Below are 16,201 nucleotides of genomic sequence, written 5' to 3'. Positions count from 1 at the left end.
AGTGATGAGGCGAAGCGCGCCCTTGACGCAAGGCTTCTACAGGACTTTCGTTTCCGTCTCTTCCTGTTTAAACTCCACGCCCTGGATATGGACGTTTACTTCAATGACATCCAAACCGGTCATGCTCTCGATGGCCCGTTTCACGTTCTCCTGGACCAACATGGCTGTTTCCGGGACATTCGCTCCAAATTCAATGACGATAAAGAGATCGACCGCGGCTTGTTTCTCTCCGACCTCGACTTTGACGCCTTTGGAAAGATTCTTTCGTTTTAACAATTCGGCAAAACCATCGACTACGCCGCCGCTCATCCCGGCGACTCCTTTAACTTCGGTCGCCGCCAAGCCGGCGATGATTTTGACGACTTCATTGGCGATCCGGATCGTACCGCCCTCGTACCGACCTGTTTGCTCCATGCGAGCCACCCCCATTTGATCTCTCTATGCCGCGCATCGTCCGCCGGGTATTCCCCGCCGCGACTTATCGCTTTCCTTGATTCATCAATGAAGAATGCCGCTATCCGCCTATCCCACCAGGTCTAGAGATGGGAAAGCTCTTTGTAAAGTTTCTTCATTATCTCATCTTAATCGGACTCCCCGTCCGTTATGTCTGTTTTGTCGCCGAAAATTCGCGTCTGAATGAAGTTGGTATAAAAATCGCCGCTGCGGAAGTACCGATTATTCAGGACTTTGACATGGAAGGGGATCGTCGTTTTGACGCCCTGGATCTCGAACTCCTCCAACGCCCGGAGCATGCGGGCGATGGCCGCCTCCCGGTCCTCCTCCCAGACGATCAGCTTGGCGATCATCGAATCGTAAAACGGCGGCACCGCATACCCTTGATAGGCCGCGCTGTCAACCCGGATCCCCGGACCGCCCGGCAGATGGTACAAGGTGATCCGGCCCGGCGACGGCATGAAATTCTTATCTGGATCCTCGGCATTGACCCGGCACTCGATGGAATGGCCCTTGATCCGGATATCTTCCTGGGTGACTCCCAACGGTTCGCCGGCGGCGACCCGGATCTGCTCCTTCACCAGGTCGATGCCGGTCACCATCTCGGTCACCGGGTGCTCCACCTGGATCCGGGTGTTCATCTCCATGAAATAGAACTGGCCGTTCTTGTCCAGCAGGAATTCGATGGTCCCGGCGTTGGTATACCCTACCGACAGGGCGCCCTTGAGCGCCGCTTCCCCAATGCGGCGGCGGGTCTCCGGCGAGACCGCCGGCGAGGGCGACTCCTCCAGCACCTTCTGGTGGCGGCGCTGGACCGAGCAGTCCCGTTCGCCCAGATAGACGCCGTTGCCGTGTTCGTCCAGGAGCAGCTGGACTTCGATATGGCGTGGCTCCTCGATATATTTCTCCATATACACTTCGGAATTGCCGAACGAGGCGTCGGCCTCGGCTTGCGCCATCCGGTACGCGTTCAACAGTTCCGAGCTGTCGCGGACCACCCGCATCCCTTTGCCTCCGCCGCCGGCGGATGCCTTGATGATCACCGGAAAGCCGATGGCTTCCGCCATTTCCATCGCCACGGTCTCGTTCTCAATGATCCCGTCCGAGCCTGGAACCACCGGCACGCCGGCGTCTTTCATCGTCTGTTTGGCCACGGCCTTGTCGCCCATCTTCTCGATGGCGGCGGCCGGCGGCCCGATGAATTTAATGTGATGCGTCTCGCAAATCTCCGCAAAGCGGGCATTCTCGGCTAAAAAACCATAGCCAGGATGAATGGCGTCCACTCCGGCAATGGTGGCGGTACTGATGATATTGGGTATATTCAAATAACTGCGGTTGCCCGGCGCCGGGCCCACGCAAAAGGCTTCATCGGCGTAATGCACATGCAAGGAGTCGCGATCGGCCTCCGAGTAGATCGCCACGGTTCCGATGCCCATCTCTTTGCAGGCGCGGATGATGCGGAGCGCGATCTCGCCCCGGTTGGCGATTAAAATCTTTTGAAACATCGAATTGTCTGCACCTCCGTTTGGTTGGTCGTCCCCGGTCGCATTCTTCCCAATACGATCGTTGGCCTTAAACCGAAAAAGCCGAGTTTTTGGCCAACGTCGTCGAGCAGTGATTCACGAGAATGCCAACGGGTTTCAGAGCTTCTCCAGCACAAACAGAGGCTGACCATACTCAACCGGCTGTGCGTTATCGACCAGGACTTCGACGATCTTGCCCCGCCATTCGCTTTCGATCTCGTTCATTAATTTCATGGCTTCAATGATACAAACGACTTCGCCGACGTTCACGACCTGGCCCGGCTGGACATAGGGATCCGCATCGGGACTGGACGAACGGTAAAAGGTTCCCACCATCGGCGCGGTGATTAAAACTTGGTTCGGCCCCAACCCTTCATTTTTCTCTTCGCCACTCGCGGCAGCGGCAGGAGCCGCGGCGGGAGCGGGTATATTTATCGCATTCAACATCGGATTCGTCATCATGGGGATCGCAGAGGTGATTCCTTGCGGTGAAATTGCGGTTCCTTTTTTGATAACAACCTTGCTTCCTTCACTCTCAAAGCAGAATTCGCTGATGTCGGTCCCATCCAACATCTTCACCAGTTCCTTGATCTCTTTGATATTCATTAGTTTCCTCCTTATGGGAATGGGAAAAAAGACGATACGGTATTTATTCACCAGTCAGGGAATTATTCCTTCTTTTAATTAATTTTATCTTTTGATGCCCCGCGTATACGGGCGTTTTCTAGAAGCGTTGTGATAAACCCTGTCCGAAGGCCAGGGTGAACACAAAAGCTCAGAAAAGCAAGGGATAAAGTCGTTTTTTAGTCCATTGAAAGGATGATTTCCAAATTGGAGGACTTTATCACATGGCTTTTAGAAGCGTTGCGATAAACCCTGTCCTTCGGACAGGGTGAACACAAAAGCTCAGAGAAGCAAGGGATAAAGTCGTATTAAAATCCTCTTGCCATGAACACCAGATGCAAAGAGACGTTTCCGGGAAACGTCTCTTTGATCTCCTTTAACTTTTAACTCGATAAGCTCAACACCCTGTCTCCTCCAGGGTGCCGGCGGCTTCTCGCAGCGCGGCTTCATCCAAAATCGCCCGGGTGGCGGTGGCGCCGAACCGGACCGCCCCGGCCGCCCGGACCGCCAGCGCCTGATCCAGGGTCCGCACGCCTCCGGCGGCCTTCACCTTGACTTTACTGCCGCAGGTCCGCCGCATTAATTGCAGATCGGCGATGGTTGCGCCGCTCCCGGCATAGCCGGTGGAAGTCTTCACAAAATCGGCACCGGCCCGCTCACAGATGCGGCAGGCTTTCTCCTTCAGCTCATCCGTCAGATAAGCATTTTCCAGAATGACCTTTACAGCCGCTCCCTCCGCATGGGCCGCGTCAACCACCGCCCGGATGTCATTCTCCACATAGGCAAAATCGCGCGACACCAGTCTGCCGATGTTGAGGACCATATCCAATTCCACCGCGCCCTCCCGGATAGCCTGCACCGCCTCGAACACTTTCACCGCTGTCGCCGCTCCGCCGTGGGGAAACCCGACCACCGTGGTCACCAACACCGCCGCGCCTTGCAACTCCTTCACGCAGATCCCAATCTCGCTGGGCTTGACACAGACCGAAGCCACATCATACTCCCTGGCAATCCGGCAACCTTCCCGGATCTCCTCCATAGTCATGTCCGGCCGTAACAACGAGTGATCGATCATCTTGGCGATATCGCGTACTGTCAGCATTTGAAGCTCCTCCCTTTTAATGAATTTTGATAAAAGTATCAAATGTATGATACAACTCATTGGAAGTATACTCCAAAAAAACTGCCGTCGTCAACTCTGAAAAAGCCTAAATTATCGTCAATAATGACATTCATTGCTTGTAGGACCGCGAATTTAGCGGGCGATCAATTTTATTTTATGGATTCGGATGTATCATACAAGTTTGTTGATCCGCCCGCGCCAAACTGTTATAATGAGCTGGGGATCCGACTTTTTGGACGGGAAGGTGCCTTTTTCATGGCTAATGATGACGGGCGGCAGTTTCACGGCGGCTTATCGGAGGAGAATGACACTCCGCTCTACTCGCAATTAATTCTCCTGCTCAAACGGCAGATTCATTCCGGGATTCTGAAGCCCGGCGATCTCATTCCTTCCGAAAACCAGCTGTGCGCGGAGTATCGCGTGAGCCGTTCCACCGTCCGGCAGGCGCTCAATCAGCTGACCGAGGAAGGGCTGCTGCTCCGGAGGAGAGGCAAGGGAACCTTTGTCGCCAGCGAGAAACTGAACCGCAATATCAATCATCTCTATAGCTTCAGCGAGGACATGCTCGCCAGCGGGCGAAATCCGCGTTCGGTGATCCTGGAAAAAGCGGTCATGCTACCCGGCGCCGCGATTGCCGATGCATTGGGCCTGCCGGAAAACGGCGAGGTATTCAAGCTGACCCGCTTACGCCTGGCCGATGAGGAGCCGCTGCTGTTGGAGACCACCTATCTGCCGCTCCAGCTCTGTCCCACCATTTTCAACGAAGACCTCGGCGTTCATTCGCTCTACGCGCTGCTGCGGAGCAGCTACCACCTGAATCTGTACCGGGCGGTCGAAACCTACGAGGCCGTCAAGTTAACCAAAGAAGCCGCGCAACTCCTGCGTTGCAAGGCGCAAGCGCCCGCCTTCAATATCCACCGCCTCGCCTACCTCGACAGCGGGATCGCTTTTGAGTACACCAGCTCCGTGGCAAGGAGCGACAAGTGCCGGTTCCGGGTGGAACTGTTTTCAAACAAGGATAAGGTGAATTTTTCGCGGCAGCTCCGGGTGGAGTGAGCGGGACTTACTTTCGCCTGGAATATTCAAAAAAAGGGGGAAATCCGCGCCCTCCGTTGAAACCGGGATTCAACTCCTTGAGATGTGGCAACAACACCCCGCTGGCTCGCGGCCTGTTTTCCCCGATTCGGGATGGTCGCCGGGTCGCCTGACATCCGCATTTTGGAGATAAGGTTCGAACGGCGGTAACCGCCGCAGGAGCTTGGGTGAGTCCGGATCTTGCTTTTATGAATCAGGATTTTGCTTCGATGAATCAAGCAGTTGCTTCAGTAACCAAAGCAGTTGCTTCAGTAACCAAAGCAGTTGCTTTTGTGAATCATGATCTTGCTTTTGTGGATAAATATCTATCTTTTGTGAATCAAGCAGTTGCTTTTGTGAATAAAGATTCTGCGGCGGTCATCGCCACAGGATCTTTTGTGAATCATGATCTTGCTTTTGTGGATAAAGATTTACCTTTTGTGAATCAAGCAGTTGCTTCTGTGAATCACGCTCCTCCGGCAACCCTCGCCGCAGGAGCGTTAGCGAATCCGCCTCTTCCTTTTATGAATCAAGCACCGGCTCAAGCGCTGAAACGAGCCGTCTCATCAATGAAAAAGCCCCGTTTCGTTCCGTAACGAACGCCCAGGGCTCCTTCGCAAACTATTTCGCTATCGCTTTATTTTCACCGCTCACTCCGCCAGCGCGTGGTCGCACGGGCTGTCCAGCCCCGACCAGATCCGTTTGGCGGTCCAGTCGCGCGGCGCATCGGTCCAGAAGGGATCGTCCGGCGCCAGGCCGAGCGGGAGGAAGGCCGTGGTGCAGAGGTAAAGGCTGCCGGTGGAGATGTAGGGTTCGCCGAGGCCGTTCTGATCGCCGCAGAGGCCGATCCGCAGCCAGCCCGCATCGTCGAAAGTGCCGGGGGCCTCCAGCGTCCGCCGGATCACCGCGGTCAGGGCCGAACGGACCTGCGCCGGCTGGAGCTCCGGCGGCAGATTTTGCTGGAGCGCCAGTTGGGCCAGGAGCTGAAAGGCGCCCGAGCGGTAAGCCAACGAACGGCCGACCGGCGGAAAGCTGCCATCGGGCGCGATCAGCCGTTCCAGAATGGCCGCATAGCGGACCGCCCGCCGGTCCACCGCCGGCTGTAGCGCGACCCAGTCCGGATACTCCGGCCCGAGCGCGGCCAACAGATCGACCAGCATCGGCTGGATCACGAAGCTGTTGTAGTAGTCCCAATGAAACTCCGGCCCGTCGCCGTAGACCCCGTCCCCGAGATACCACTGTTCGTGCTGGCGGATGGCATAGTCCACCCGCATCCGGTCCCAGTCCTCGCCCAATTGGCAGAGGGCCGCCTCGATCATCGCCCCGAAAAGCAGCCAGTTGCAGGCGAATGGCTTGCGGCTGCGGGTCGCCCGCAAGCATTCCGCCAGGTTGCGGCGGACCGGCTCTTCCAGCCGCTCCCGGAGCTGATGCCCGGAACGGAGCAAGGCATGAGCCAGAAAAGCCGCGTCCACGATGGGCTGATATTCATAGCTGAAATTGACGAAGTCCGGCGAGGCCGGATCGGTCGCCGCGGCCACGGCGGTCCGGGCCAGCACCCGGAATTCCTCCTGGAGCCGTGCTTCGTCCCGATCGAGCCGGGGGCTCTCCAGCCAGGGCGCCAGCCCCACCAGTGTCCGGCCGAGCGCCTCCAGATGGGTGAAGGCCCGGCGGTCTTCCCGTTCACCGCGGCCGCCCACGGGCATCCGCGCCTTGGCCTCCCCGGCGGCGAACGCTTCCAGCACCGGCCGGGCGATGCGGGTCAGCATTCCGGCCCAGTAGCGCCGCTCCTCAGCCCGCTCCGGCGCGGCTCCCTTCCCGCTCACCAGTATAGCCTCCAATCCCTCAACAAGCGCACCAGGGCCTCCAGGTAAAAATAGTCGCCCCAGATATTGCATTCGTCGACCCCTTCGCCCGCCGGCTTGGAGTAGACGGCATGGCGCAGGATCCCGTTGGAACGGGCCAATCCGGCGGTGGTGTAGGATTCGGTCAAGGAACGGATCATCGCCAAGGCCGCGTTTTCGTAGCAGATGCGGTATTCGTTGGTCAACGGCAATTCTTTGGCCAACTCCAGCAGTCCGCAGGCGGCGATGGCCGCCGCCGAGCTGTCCCGCTCCTCGTCGCCCGCAGTGAAGCAGAGATCCCAGTAACAGACGTCATCCTCGGGCAAGCGGTTCAGGAAGTAATTGGCGAGCTTCTGGTTCAGTTCAGGAAACTCGCTCTCCCGGGTGTAACGGTAGCTCAAGGCGAAGCCGTAGATGGCCCAGGCCTGCCCCCGCGCCCAGCAGGAATTGTCGGAGTATCCTTGGGCGGTTTTTCCGAAACGCGGCGCACCGCTTTCCACATCCATATAGAAGGTGTGATAGGTGGAGGCGTCCTCGCGCACCAGGTAGCGGGCGGCCTGCCGGGCATGGCTGAGGGCCATCGTCCGGTACTCCTCCCGGCCGGACTCCCGGGCGGCCCAGTAGAGCAGGGGCAGGTTCATGCAGCAGTCGATGATCATCCGGCCGCGTTGCTCCGGGTCGTTCAGATCGCCCCAGGCCTGGATGATGCCGGCTTTTTCGAAGAAACGCTCGGTCAGCATTGCCGCGGCATCGAGCGCCAGCTGCCGCGCGACCGGATTGGCGGTGTTGCGGTACTCGGCCACCGCCGACAACGTATAGAGAAAACCCAGATCATGGGTGTCGGTATGGCTGCGCTCGGCGATCCGCCGTTGATAGCTCGGCAGCTGCGCCTCGGCGGCGCGGCGGTATGACTCCGCTCCGGTCAGCTCATAGGCCAGCCAGAGCATGCCGGTCCAGAAAGAAGAAGTCCATTCGACATTGTCGATGACCGGGTAGACATGGTTTTTGCTGGCCGGGGCCGGAAAGCCTGCGCTGAATTCGGCCAGGTTCTGTTCGATCTTCTCCAGGACAAAGCCCACCGCCCGTTCACACTCGGCGCGGCCGAAAGCGGGCCGCCGCGAGTATTTGGCGAACTGGCGGATTCCTTCATCATGCACCTGTTTCATGAACATCCTCCATTGGCTTGAAAATGAGACCTACAATACGGAACTTTGAAACACCTTATCCGGGACTTTCGTAAACAGCGGGCTCATCGATTCCCGGGAATGAATGCATTGAATCGCCTCGGCGAAGAGGGGCGCCACCGAGACCAGCTTAATCTTGGTGGAATGAGCCAGGTACGGGTTGTCCACCGAATCGGTGCCGATCACCCGCTCAATGGGGCTCTCCTCCAACCGGCGCACTCCTTCCTCGGTCAGCATCAGATGGGTCAGGCAGGCGTCGATCCGCTGGGCGCCGCGTTCCTTCAGGACCCGGACCAGATCGACCAAGGTCCCGGCCGAGATGCTGAAATCATCCACGATCAGCGCGTTTTTGCCCTGAACGTCGCCGATCAGCTCCAAGACCTTCGCCCGCTCATCGTGGCCGCTGCGGGTCTTATCGCCGATGGCCACCGAGGCGCCCAGTTCCGCGGCGAACTTATGCGCCTGCTTGGCGAAGCCTGCATCCGGCGAGACGACCACCAGATTGTCCAGGGACAGGGTTCGAATGTACTCGCACAATACGGGCATGGCAAACAGATGATCCACCGGTTTCTTGAAAAAGCCCTGAATCTGCGGGCTGTGCAGATCCATCGTCACCACCCGGTCCGCTCCGGCCAATTCGATGGATTCGGCACAGACCCGGGCGCGGATCGAAACGCGGGGTTCGTCCTTTTTGTCCCCCTTGGCGTAACTGAAATACGGCATGATCGCGGTCACCGAGTCGGCGCTGGCCCGTTTGAAGGCGTCCATCCAAAAAAGGATCTCCACGAACTCGTCGTTGGGATGCATTCCGATGGGCTGCACCAGGTACACGTCTTTATCGCGCACCGTCTCGCCGGCCCGGACGAAGATGTTGCCGTCAGAAAACCGCATCACATCCGCCCGGCCCAACTCAATCCCGAGGTATTTGCACATCCGCTCCGCGAAAACCTTACCGGTGCTCCCGGCAAAAATCTTGATCGATCCGTTTGACAAAACTACCACCCTCTGCAACATTTTGTTCCGTTCTGAAACTTGGCGCGTTTTTGCGCTGCAAAACCGTTTGGAAGATGACCGAACCCCGAACGAGGCGCAAAACATCCTTTAGTAGTTTTCCGTTCGAGCCGTTTTTCCTTTTTCGTTAACAAAGTTTCAAAACTCGATCCAAAATGTTACTTCTTTCATACCGTAAAAAATGTCCCGAAAATGGCTCGGTGCCGCTGGACCGTTTCACCGGCGCTCTCCTGCCAACCGGATCTCCAGCTCCGCCACGACCCGGGCCTGGCTGGGGGCCAACGCAAAATCGATCAGATAGACGGTCCTGGTCTCGGACGAATGCGCGATGAACTGTTCCCACCGGACCGCCGGCTGCATCGTTTGGGGATCGTAGCGGATGAGGGCGCGGCTGCGGAGGCCCTCAAGCTCGATGATTCCGGCGCCGCGCAGCCTCGGTTCGAGGAGGCTGACCAGCCGTTCGACGATGGCGGCCGGGGGTTGCTCCAGGACGAATTCGTCCCGGAGGATCAAGCGGAGCTCCGGGTGCTTCTCGAAAGTAAACTGGCGGAGTAACGAGCGTAGACTGGCGTTTCCATAGGCCGGAGCCAGCTCCATCCGCAGCATATCGCGGTCCGGCCCGGTTTGGACCCCGACGATCCGGGCGGCGTGCTCCCGGCCCGGCTTTTGGAGCTGCCCGTCGATGATCGGCACCGAATGCCCCCGCGAACTGGTGCATACATAATCGTAGCGCTCCGCCCCGAAATACTGTCGGGTATACTGGCCGCTGCCCGGATCCGCCAGCAGGTCGTCGCCGTTGACATGCAGCAGGAAACTCCCGAGGTCGTTATGGTTGTGAGGCTCGTCATTATGGCCTCCCTTGGCGGCGAAGCAGAACGTCCCGGCCGCCGTGGCCTGCTTGGCGATGAACCAGGCGGCGTCCGGCAAGTATACGGTATGGGTAGGCGTGAGGCCATAAACCGCCTCGGGATTGTGCCAAACCAAATTGCGCACCGCATGGGCCCAGCGGTGGGCCGAATAATCATCGCTCAGCCGGGCCTGAAACTCCGGTTCCGGCAGCAGCACTTCGGGGAAGATCTTTTGCAGATAATGGCCCAGTCCGGGCAGATAGCGCTGGGTCAAGTTGGTGTCGGAGAAGCTGACCACCGCATTCCCGGTCAGATAGCATTGCTGTTGAAACAGGGCAATCGGCTTCACCCGCTCATCCCGGAGGAGATCGATCCGGCCGGCGGTCCGCTGCTTCAGGAGCGCCGCGAAGTAGGTATAAAAGCCGAAGCCGTAGCTCCAGTAGCCGATCCCTTCGGTACTGGCGCCGTCCCTGCCGAAGCCGTCCAAATAGCAGTCCAGCGTCGCCAGGACCCGCTGCAATAACGGGGCCAGAATGGCCGGGTCCTCGATCAGGTACAGCGCGGCGGCGCCGATCGAGCCGGCGCAGACCGCGGCCCAATTCATCCGGGTCGTCTCCCACCAGGCGGCCGGGGCCAGCCCTCCCCCATAGGGTTCGATGACCCGCTGCAAGATGGCGGAACGCGCCCGGAGGACCACTGCCGGCGCCAGCCGCTCCGCCAGCAGGCTGACGATCTCGGCCAACGTGAAGGCGGTCTCGGCGGCGAAGAGATCCAGCATCCGTTCCTGGGGCCGGAGCGTCTCCCTGAGAATCCCGGCTTCGTGCCGGACCAGCCCCTGCCCGGTGCCGGCCGCTGGACTCTCTCCCAGATGGGCCGGGAGACACCAGGTGTATTCGTCGCAGATGGCCCAGATCGTGTCCTCCAAGGCCCGCCGGTCCTCATCCGCATCTTCCGCCAAGGTACGCAAAGCAAAAAGGTTCAACCGGTCGCGGTGCTCAAAGTACTCGGTCTCGTATTCGACGCGCGAACCGCTCTCCCGGAAGAGCCGGAACAGCGAATACGGCAGTACCTTGATGGGACGCTCCCGGTAACGGGCCGCGCCATCGCAGACCTCCTGCCACATGGCCCGGTATTCGGGGGCGGTGGCGATCCGCTGCCAGCGGTCCCGTTCTCTCGCCTCCGCGAATAAACCTTGATCATGGGGCCGGTCCGCCATTCCGGCCTGCAACGCCGCTTGCAATTCAGCCATACGCATGATTTCACTCTCCCTCGCAAGTCTCCCCGGTCATCCCTTCAGGCCGGTGGTGGCGATGCCTTGAATGAAGGATTTCTGGAATATCACGTACATAACGATGACCGGCAGCAGCGCGCAAACCGAGGCAGCCATCACCAAACCGTATTCCACCCCGTACTGGGTGATGAACTTGCGGATCCCCAGCTGGATCGTTTTGTTCCGGTCGGAAGTCAGGTAAATCAGCGGCCCCAGAAAATCATTCCAGACGAAAACGAACTGAAAGATGGCAAAGGTGGATAAGGCCGGCTTGCTGAGGGGCAACATGATCCGGCTGTAGATTCCGAATTCGCTCAGACCGTCGATCCGGGCCGACTCCGACAGTTCATTGGGAATCCCCATGAAGGCCTGGCGGATCAGAAAGACGCCCAGCGGAGAGAAGGATTGCAGCAGCACCAGGGACCAGAGCGTGTCATTCAAGCCGAGATTTTTCAAGATGACGAACTGCGGGATCATAATCACCTGGAACGGGACGGCCATGGTCATCACATAGAGCAGGAACAGCGCCTTGCGTTCCGGGAAGGGTATCTTGGCGAAGGCATAGGCCGCCAGACTGCTGGTCACCAGCGAATTGAACATGACCACCAGCGTCAGCCAGATAGTGTTTTTATAGTACAGCAGAAAATCAATCTTTTTCCAAATATCCACATAATTATCCCACTGAATCACTTTCGGAATCCAGCGGATCGGAAATTCGAAGACATCATTATTCGGTTTCAACGATGCGGAAATCATCCACAAAAACGGCAGAATCATGATGATGGTTCCGCATAGCAGCAAAGCATAGATCAGCAGTTTTTGAAAAAAAGCTTTACTTTGCCGGGCCCGTGCTCCTTCGAGTACCATATTGCCGTCTGCGGCAGCCAGTTGTTTGTTCAAGTTCAAGACACTCCTTACGTCGAATGATGCGTCGTGCATGGTCGGGCTCCGCGGCATCGCCCCCCGGAGCAGTTCTCCAGCGATGTTTTGGCCCCGGAGCTGGCCTACATGGAATGGTAATTCACCCACTTATCCTCAAATTTGAATTGGATAATGGTGACCACCAGGACGACCAGGAACATGACCATGGCGATGGCCGAGGCATAGCCGAATTTGAAAAGTTGAAACGCCTGATAATAAATGTAATATACCAAGACATACATGGCCCGGCCCGGGACGCCGTCGGACATGATGATGATCTGGTCAAAAACCTTAAAGGAGTTGATGACCAGTAGCACGCTCACGAAAAAGGTGGACGGACTCAGCATGGGAAGCGTGATATAACGGAATTTCTGCCAGGGATTCACGCCGTCGATGATCGCCGCCTCGTATAATTGTTCGGGAATGGCTTGCAGTCCGGCCAGATAGATGACCATGTAGTAACCGACTTGCTTCCAGACGCTCATCAAAATGATGGCCGGCATGACCCACACCACCGAGGTCATCCAATCGGGCGGATGCTGCACCCCGATCAGGCGCAACACATGGTTGATCGGTCCCATGGTCGGATGGTACAGCATGTTCCAGACCACCGCCACCGCGACCATCGACGAAAAGTAGGGGAAGAAATAGACGGTCCGGAAGAACTTCATCCCCTTCACCTTCTGATACAACAGCATTGCCAGGCCCAAAGCGCTGGCGATCGTCAACGGCACCGAAACGATGGTAAAATACAGCGTATTCCAGAAGGAGACCTGGAAACCGTCGTCGCGGAAGAGTTTCAAGAAATTCTTGGCTCCCACGAACTCCATCGGGTTGGCAAAATCCCATTTGACAAAGCAAAGTCCGAAGGCTGCCAGGATCGGAAACAATGTGAATACCAGAAAGCCGATGACGTTCGGGAGCAAAAATAAGTACGCGGTGATGCGGTTGGACTGGGTCAGGGTCCTGGTTTTGGTTTTTGGGGGAACGCTCAATGTGCTCATGCTGATTCTACCGGAGACGTTGCCGAAAAAACCGGTAGTTCCTCCTTATTCTCAAAAATTAGCGTCGTTCTGATTAAATCGATGCCCCGTATGCATCCGCATACAGGGCATCCGCTCAATCGCAGTTTCGAGGCCTTTAGATGTCCTCTTTGATCTCTTTGGCCCGCTTCTCCATATCCTTGAGCCCTTGAGCCAAGGGTTTCTGGCCCGTCATGATCAGATTGTGCTCCTCGGTCAGCATCTTATCGATGGCATTGGCGAAAGGACTCGGCGGCAATTCGACCGTTGTTTTGCCGGTGGCGAGCGCCTCCTTGCCGCCGGCCGGGAATCCTTTGGCGGAGGTATAAACATCGAGCACGTCCGGGGTGTTCAGCGCCGGGAAGACGCCCCGCGAAGCGAAGACTTTGGCTCCTTTTTCACCGCCGAAGTATTTGATCAGCTTCCAGGCGGCTTCCTTCTTGGAGGACTTGGCATTAATGGCCATGGTGGTCAGGCCGGCGATGGTGGAGCCGGCTTTATTCTGCGGCCAGTGCGGCGCCTTGGCGATGCCCCAGTTGACATTGTGCTTGTCAACCATTAAGGAACCGATGTACCAGGTGCCCATGTACAACATGCCCACCTTGCCGCTCTCAAAGAAGGCGCGGTAATGGGTGTTGGAAGTCTTGATCTCCGCCAGGCTCATCACCGATTTATCCACATTCTGCATGGTCAAGGCCATCTGATAGGCCGGTTTCAGGAAGCCGTATTTGCCGTCGACCAAGGTATTTTTGGTCGTCAGCAAGGGCGGGCATTGGATCTGGCTCCGCCAGGAATGAAAATACGCGCCCCAAATCTTGTTGTTCCCCTCGCCGCTGGTCAACTTCTTGGCCGTCTCCTGAAACTGTTTCCAGGTCATGTCGTTGGTCGGATAGGGAACGCCGGCTTTATCAAAGATGGCTTTGTTGTAATACAGGATATAAATGTCGCTCCGGTACGGGAAAGCCATCAGCTTTTTGTTGCTTTTTACATAGTTCAGCGCCGCGCCGTACGGTTTCAGGTTCACTTTATCCTTGCGGACGAAAGCGTCCAGCGGCGTGAGGTAATTCCGGCTGAGGTAATTGGAGTAGCTGGCAAAATCCTTCACCGCGAACACGTCGACATCTTCGCCGGCGGCCAACATCACCGTCATCTTATCGGGATATTCGGCATTGGCAATATCGATGACATCCACTTTAATATCGGGATTCTCTTTCTGAAAAGCATCGATGACCATCTTATACTCGGGATTCATACTGTAATCCCATACCGAAAACCGGATCGTCTCCTGCTTGGCCCAGACTCCGGTGGTCAGCGTGGCGGCCACCACCACGAGCAGGAGCATCAAAACTAAACGCTTCTTCATGAAACAACCTCCCTTTTTCGTCTGACTGTTTTTATTATAGACAAGTAACAAAAGGATGAAAATGTCTTAACATTCGAAAAATTATACTCTTTTTTCAAATGACTGCGGCGGCCCGGGCGAGGTATTGGTTTTTTCAGATTTGTAATATTATTTTCGAATGCGCTGCTCCATGCGATGAATTTCCCCTTGCCGGAACGGATGGAAAAAACGGAGCTTCGTGTTGGAAGCCAATTTGCAGATCCAATTCCGTCGCCAGCCGCCGTAAGGTGTCCTCAAAGTTTCTTTCCCGAGAACTCGCTGGGAGTCATTCCCGTGACTTTCTTAAAAACTTTGCTGAAGTAATAGGCATTCTGGTAACCGAGCAACGCGGAGATCTCGTAAATTTTATAATCCGATTCGCGCAACCATTTTTTAGCCTGGCCGATCTTGGCCTCGGTGACATAATCGGTGAAACAGATTCCGGTATCCTGGCGAAAAATGGTGCTCAGGTATCCCGGACTGATACTGATAGCCGCGGCTACCTCATTGAGGCTGATCTCTTCGCGGTAATGATCCAGAATGTAGCGTTTCGCCTTGGCGACCAGGCGATGATTCTTCTGCTCGTCCGTCTGGCTGATGAACCGGCACAGCCGCCGTTCCAATCCGGTCAGCCAATGGCCTAGTTCGGCGAGGGTATTTAAAGTTAGAATGCTCTCATAAAGGCTATTGCGGTAACCGATAATCTCTTTTAGCTCCGCCTCGCTGACGTTCAGCGCGCCATTGATCAAATAGGCGATCTGGAAACAAAGATCATAGGCTTGCTCCCGGGACAACTTCGGCTCGTTTAACAGGTTGAAGACCATCTCAAAGGCGGCGCCGATCAGCTCCAGATCCAACAGTTCGATGGCTTTCGGCAGGGCGGTTTTGAGCTCCGCCATGTCGATCTGCGCTTGGTCGGACTCCCCTTGGGGCACGTCCGCGAAACAGAGCACGGTGGCGGCGCCGGAGTAATAACTCTGTTGAACAGCCCGGCAACTTTCAAAATAAGCCCGGGACAGCTCCGTGAAACCCTGATGCGGATCGCTGATTCCCACCGATACTCCAATATTAAAATATTGCTTAATCATCTGCGCCAGCCGCTCGCCCATTCCGACGGCCTTTTTTCGATACGCCTCATTCGCCAGTCCGGCGGCGGCCGAGAAGATCACGATGAACTCGCCGGGATTCCAGACAAAGGTATATCCCTTGAAGATGTCATTGACGATCTCATTAATGGTGTTATGGATGGAGGACTCCAGCACATGCAGCTCATTGGCGTCATACTTCTCCAGCTCCGCCGGATTGTTGAGGTTAATGCGTATCAACGCGCAGGCCAGCAGTTCATCCAGATCGATTCCCAGGTATGCCGCTTGTTCTGAAAGTTCGGCCTGGGGCGCGGCGGGCTTGCTGAGCAGCCGCTGAAAGAAACCCTCCCGCAGCAGCTCGAGGTTCTCGCGTAAGCCTTTCTCGAGCCGTTCCTCCTGATCGGAGCGGCCCCGTTCCGCCAATAACTTCTCGCGGACCGCCGCGAGGGTCTCGGTAAGCACCTCCGGCTCCAAATCCAGCTTGATCAGATACTCCTCGGCTCCCTGCTTCATTGCCTGTTTGACCAGTTGAAACTCGTCATAGCTGCTGAGAATGATGAATTTGACGGGCTGTTCCGCTTTGAGGACCAGTCGCATCATCTCCAGCCCGTCCATCACCGGCATCTTAATATCGGTGATTACGATATCCGGTTGCTGTTTTCCGATCAGTTCCAGGCCCTGCCGCCCGTTGGTCGCTTCGCCGCTGAGCTCGTAACCCAGTTCCTCCCAGGGGATCATCGAACGCAACCCCACCCGCACCAAGGGCTCATCATCGATAATGACCACTTTTACCATGATTCTCTCCTGCAACTCTTCGTTAAGAAATTGATTTCATCGCTAT

Annotated in this window: 14 protein-coding genes; 2 read left to right on the top strand and 12 right to left on the bottom strand. The window is 56.7% G+C overall.

Annotated elements, in window-relative coordinates; translation table 11 throughout:
- Window positions 1-36: 36 nt before the first annotated feature.
- The 4 genes from EDC14_RS09670 to deoC form a co-directional block, all read right to left on the bottom strand.
- The gene (locus EDC14_RS09670) at window positions 37-414 is read right to left on the bottom strand and encodes an Asp23/Gls24 family envelope stress response protein (protein WP_243662874.1); all 378 of its coding nucleotides are present in this window, start codon (window positions 412-414) and stop codon (window positions 37-39) included.
- Between the two features lie 167 nt (window positions 415-581).
- Window positions 582-1,958 carry an acetyl-CoA carboxylase biotin carboxylase subunit gene (gene accC, locus EDC14_RS09665; RefSeq protein ID WP_132014081.1) on the bottom strand — a complete coding sequence of 459 codons (1,377 nt, stop codon included), beginning with the start codon at window positions 1,956-1,958 and terminating at the stop codon, window positions 582-584.
- Between the two features lie 135 nt (window positions 1,959-2,093).
- Window positions 2,094-2,582 carry an acetyl-CoA carboxylase biotin carboxyl carrier protein gene (accB, locus tag EDC14_RS09660; RefSeq protein ID WP_132014080.1) on the bottom strand — a complete coding sequence of 163 codons (489 nt, stop codon included), beginning with the start codon at window positions 2,580-2,582 and terminating at the stop codon, window positions 2,094-2,096.
- Window positions 2,583-2,997: 415 nt separating this feature from the next.
- A complete protein-coding gene (gene deoC / locus EDC14_RS09655; RefSeq protein WP_132014079.1) occupies window positions 2,998-3,702 on the bottom strand; it encodes a deoxyribose-phosphate aldolase in 705 nt (234 codons plus the stop codon).
- 276 nt (window positions 3,703-3,978) lie between these two features.
- Here deoC and EDC14_RS09650 point away from each other — a divergent pair, with 276 nt between their 5' ends.
- Together EDC14_RS09650 and EDC14_RS09645 are read left to right on the top strand one after the other, a co-directional pair.
- The gene (locus EDC14_RS09650; protein ID WP_132014078.1) at window positions 3,979-4,779 is read left to right on the top strand and encodes a GntR family transcriptional regulator; all 801 of its coding nucleotides are present in this window, start codon (window positions 3,979-3,981) and stop codon (window positions 4,777-4,779) included.
- 206 nt (window positions 4,780-4,985) lie between these two features.
- Complete coding sequence (locus EDC14_RS09645) at window positions 4,986-5,393, top strand: hypothetical protein (RefSeq protein WP_132014077.1); 408 nt, start codon at window positions 4,986-4,988, stop codon at window positions 5,391-5,393.
- Window positions 5,394-5,447: 54 nt separating this feature from the next.
- Here EDC14_RS09645 and EDC14_RS09640 read toward each other — a convergent pair whose 3' ends face one another.
- The 8 genes from EDC14_RS09640 to EDC14_RS09605 form a co-directional block, all read right to left on the bottom strand.
- Window positions 5,448-6,620 carry a DUF2264 domain-containing protein gene (locus tag EDC14_RS09640; protein ID WP_279388741.1) on the bottom strand — a complete coding sequence of 391 codons (1,173 nt, stop codon included), beginning with the start codon at window positions 6,618-6,620 and terminating at the stop codon, window positions 5,448-5,450.
- Complete coding sequence (locus tag EDC14_RS09635) at window positions 6,617-7,804, bottom strand: glycoside hydrolase family 88 protein (RefSeq protein ID WP_132014075.1); 1,188 nt, start codon at window positions 7,802-7,804, stop codon at window positions 6,617-6,619. The genes EDC14_RS09640 and EDC14_RS09635 overlap by 4 nt, the downstream gene beginning before the upstream one ends.
- A gap of 30 nt (window positions 7,805-7,834) precedes the next feature.
- Window positions 7,835-8,815, bottom strand: coding sequence for a ribose-phosphate diphosphokinase (locus tag EDC14_RS09630; RefSeq protein WP_243662873.1), 981 nt, complete (start codon window positions 8,813-8,815; stop codon window positions 7,835-7,837).
- Window positions 8,816-9,049: 234 nt separating this feature from the next.
- A complete protein-coding gene (locus tag EDC14_RS09625; protein WP_132014073.1) occupies window positions 9,050-10,936 on the bottom strand; it encodes a heparinase II/III domain-containing protein in 1,887 nt (628 codons plus the stop codon).
- 30 nt (window positions 10,937-10,966) lie between these two features.
- Window positions 10,967-11,818 (bottom strand): carbohydrate ABC transporter permease, encoded by an 852-nt coding sequence (locus EDC14_RS09620; protein ID WP_132014102.1) that lies wholly within the window; start codon window positions 11,816-11,818, stop codon window positions 10,967-10,969.
- Between the two features lie 137 nt (window positions 11,819-11,955).
- On the bottom strand, window positions 11,956-12,867 hold the full coding sequence (locus EDC14_RS09615) for a carbohydrate ABC transporter permease (protein ID WP_424337408.1): 912 nt from the start codon (window positions 12,865-12,867) through the stop codon (window positions 11,956-11,958).
- Window positions 12,868-13,012: 145 nt separating this feature from the next.
- Window positions 13,013-14,257 (bottom strand): ABC transporter substrate-binding protein, encoded by a 1,245-nt coding sequence (locus EDC14_RS09610; RefSeq protein WP_132014071.1) that lies wholly within the window; start codon window positions 14,255-14,257, stop codon window positions 13,013-13,015.
- Between the two features lie 272 nt (window positions 14,258-14,529).
- Window positions 14,530-16,155 (bottom strand): response regulator, encoded by a 1,626-nt coding sequence (locus tag EDC14_RS09605; RefSeq protein ID WP_132014070.1) that lies wholly within the window; start codon window positions 16,153-16,155, stop codon window positions 14,530-14,532.
- Window positions 16,156-16,201: the final 46 nt, after the last annotated feature.

Origin of the sequence: Hydrogenispora ethanolica, from assembly GCF_004340685.1 — a bacterium.
GTDB classification, from domain to species: domain Bacteria; phylum Bacillota; class UBA4882; order UBA8346; family UBA8346; genus Hydrogenispora; species Hydrogenispora ethanolica.
This window is presented reverse-complemented; position numbering and strand designations above follow the sequence as displayed.

Excerpts from the sequence above, each read along its gene's own strand:
- EDC14_RS09670 (WP_243662874.1), bottom strand. The coding sequence starts at position 414 with ATGGAGCAAACAGGTCGGTACGAGGGCGGTACGATCCGGATCGCCAAT.
- accC (WP_132014081.1), bottom strand. The coding sequence starts at position 1,958 with ATGTTTCAAAAGATTTTAATCGCCAACCGGGGCGAGATCGCGCTCCGC.
- accB (WP_132014080.1), bottom strand. The coding sequence starts at position 2,582 with ATGAATATCAAAGAGATCAAGGAACTGGTGAAGATGTTGGATGGGACC.
- deoC (WP_132014079.1), bottom strand. The coding sequence starts at position 3,702 with ATGCTGACAGTACGCGATATCGCCAAGATGATCGATCACTCGTTGTTA.
- EDC14_RS09650 (WP_132014078.1), top strand. The coding sequence starts at position 3,979 with ATGGCTAATGATGACGGGCGGCAGTTTCACGGCGGCTTATCGGAGGAG.
- EDC14_RS09635 (WP_132014075.1), bottom strand. The coding sequence starts at position 7,804 with ATGAAACAGGTGCATGATGAAGGAATCCGCCAGTTCGCCAAATACTCG.
- EDC14_RS09625 (WP_132014073.1), bottom strand. The coding sequence starts at position 10,936 with ATGCGTATGGCTGAATTGCAAGCGGCGTTGCAGGCCGGAATGGCGGAC.
- EDC14_RS09620 (WP_132014102.1), bottom strand. The coding sequence starts at position 11,818 with ATGGTACTCGAAGGAGCACGGGCCCGGCAAAGTAAAGCTTTTTTTCAA.
- EDC14_RS09610 (WP_132014071.1), bottom strand. The coding sequence starts at position 14,257 with ATGAAGAAGCGTTTAGTTTTGATGCTCCTGCTCGTGGTGGTGGCCGCC.
- EDC14_RS09605 (WP_132014070.1), bottom strand. The coding sequence starts at position 16,155 with ATGGTAAAAGTGGTCATTATCGATGATGAGCCCTTGGTGCGGGTGGGG.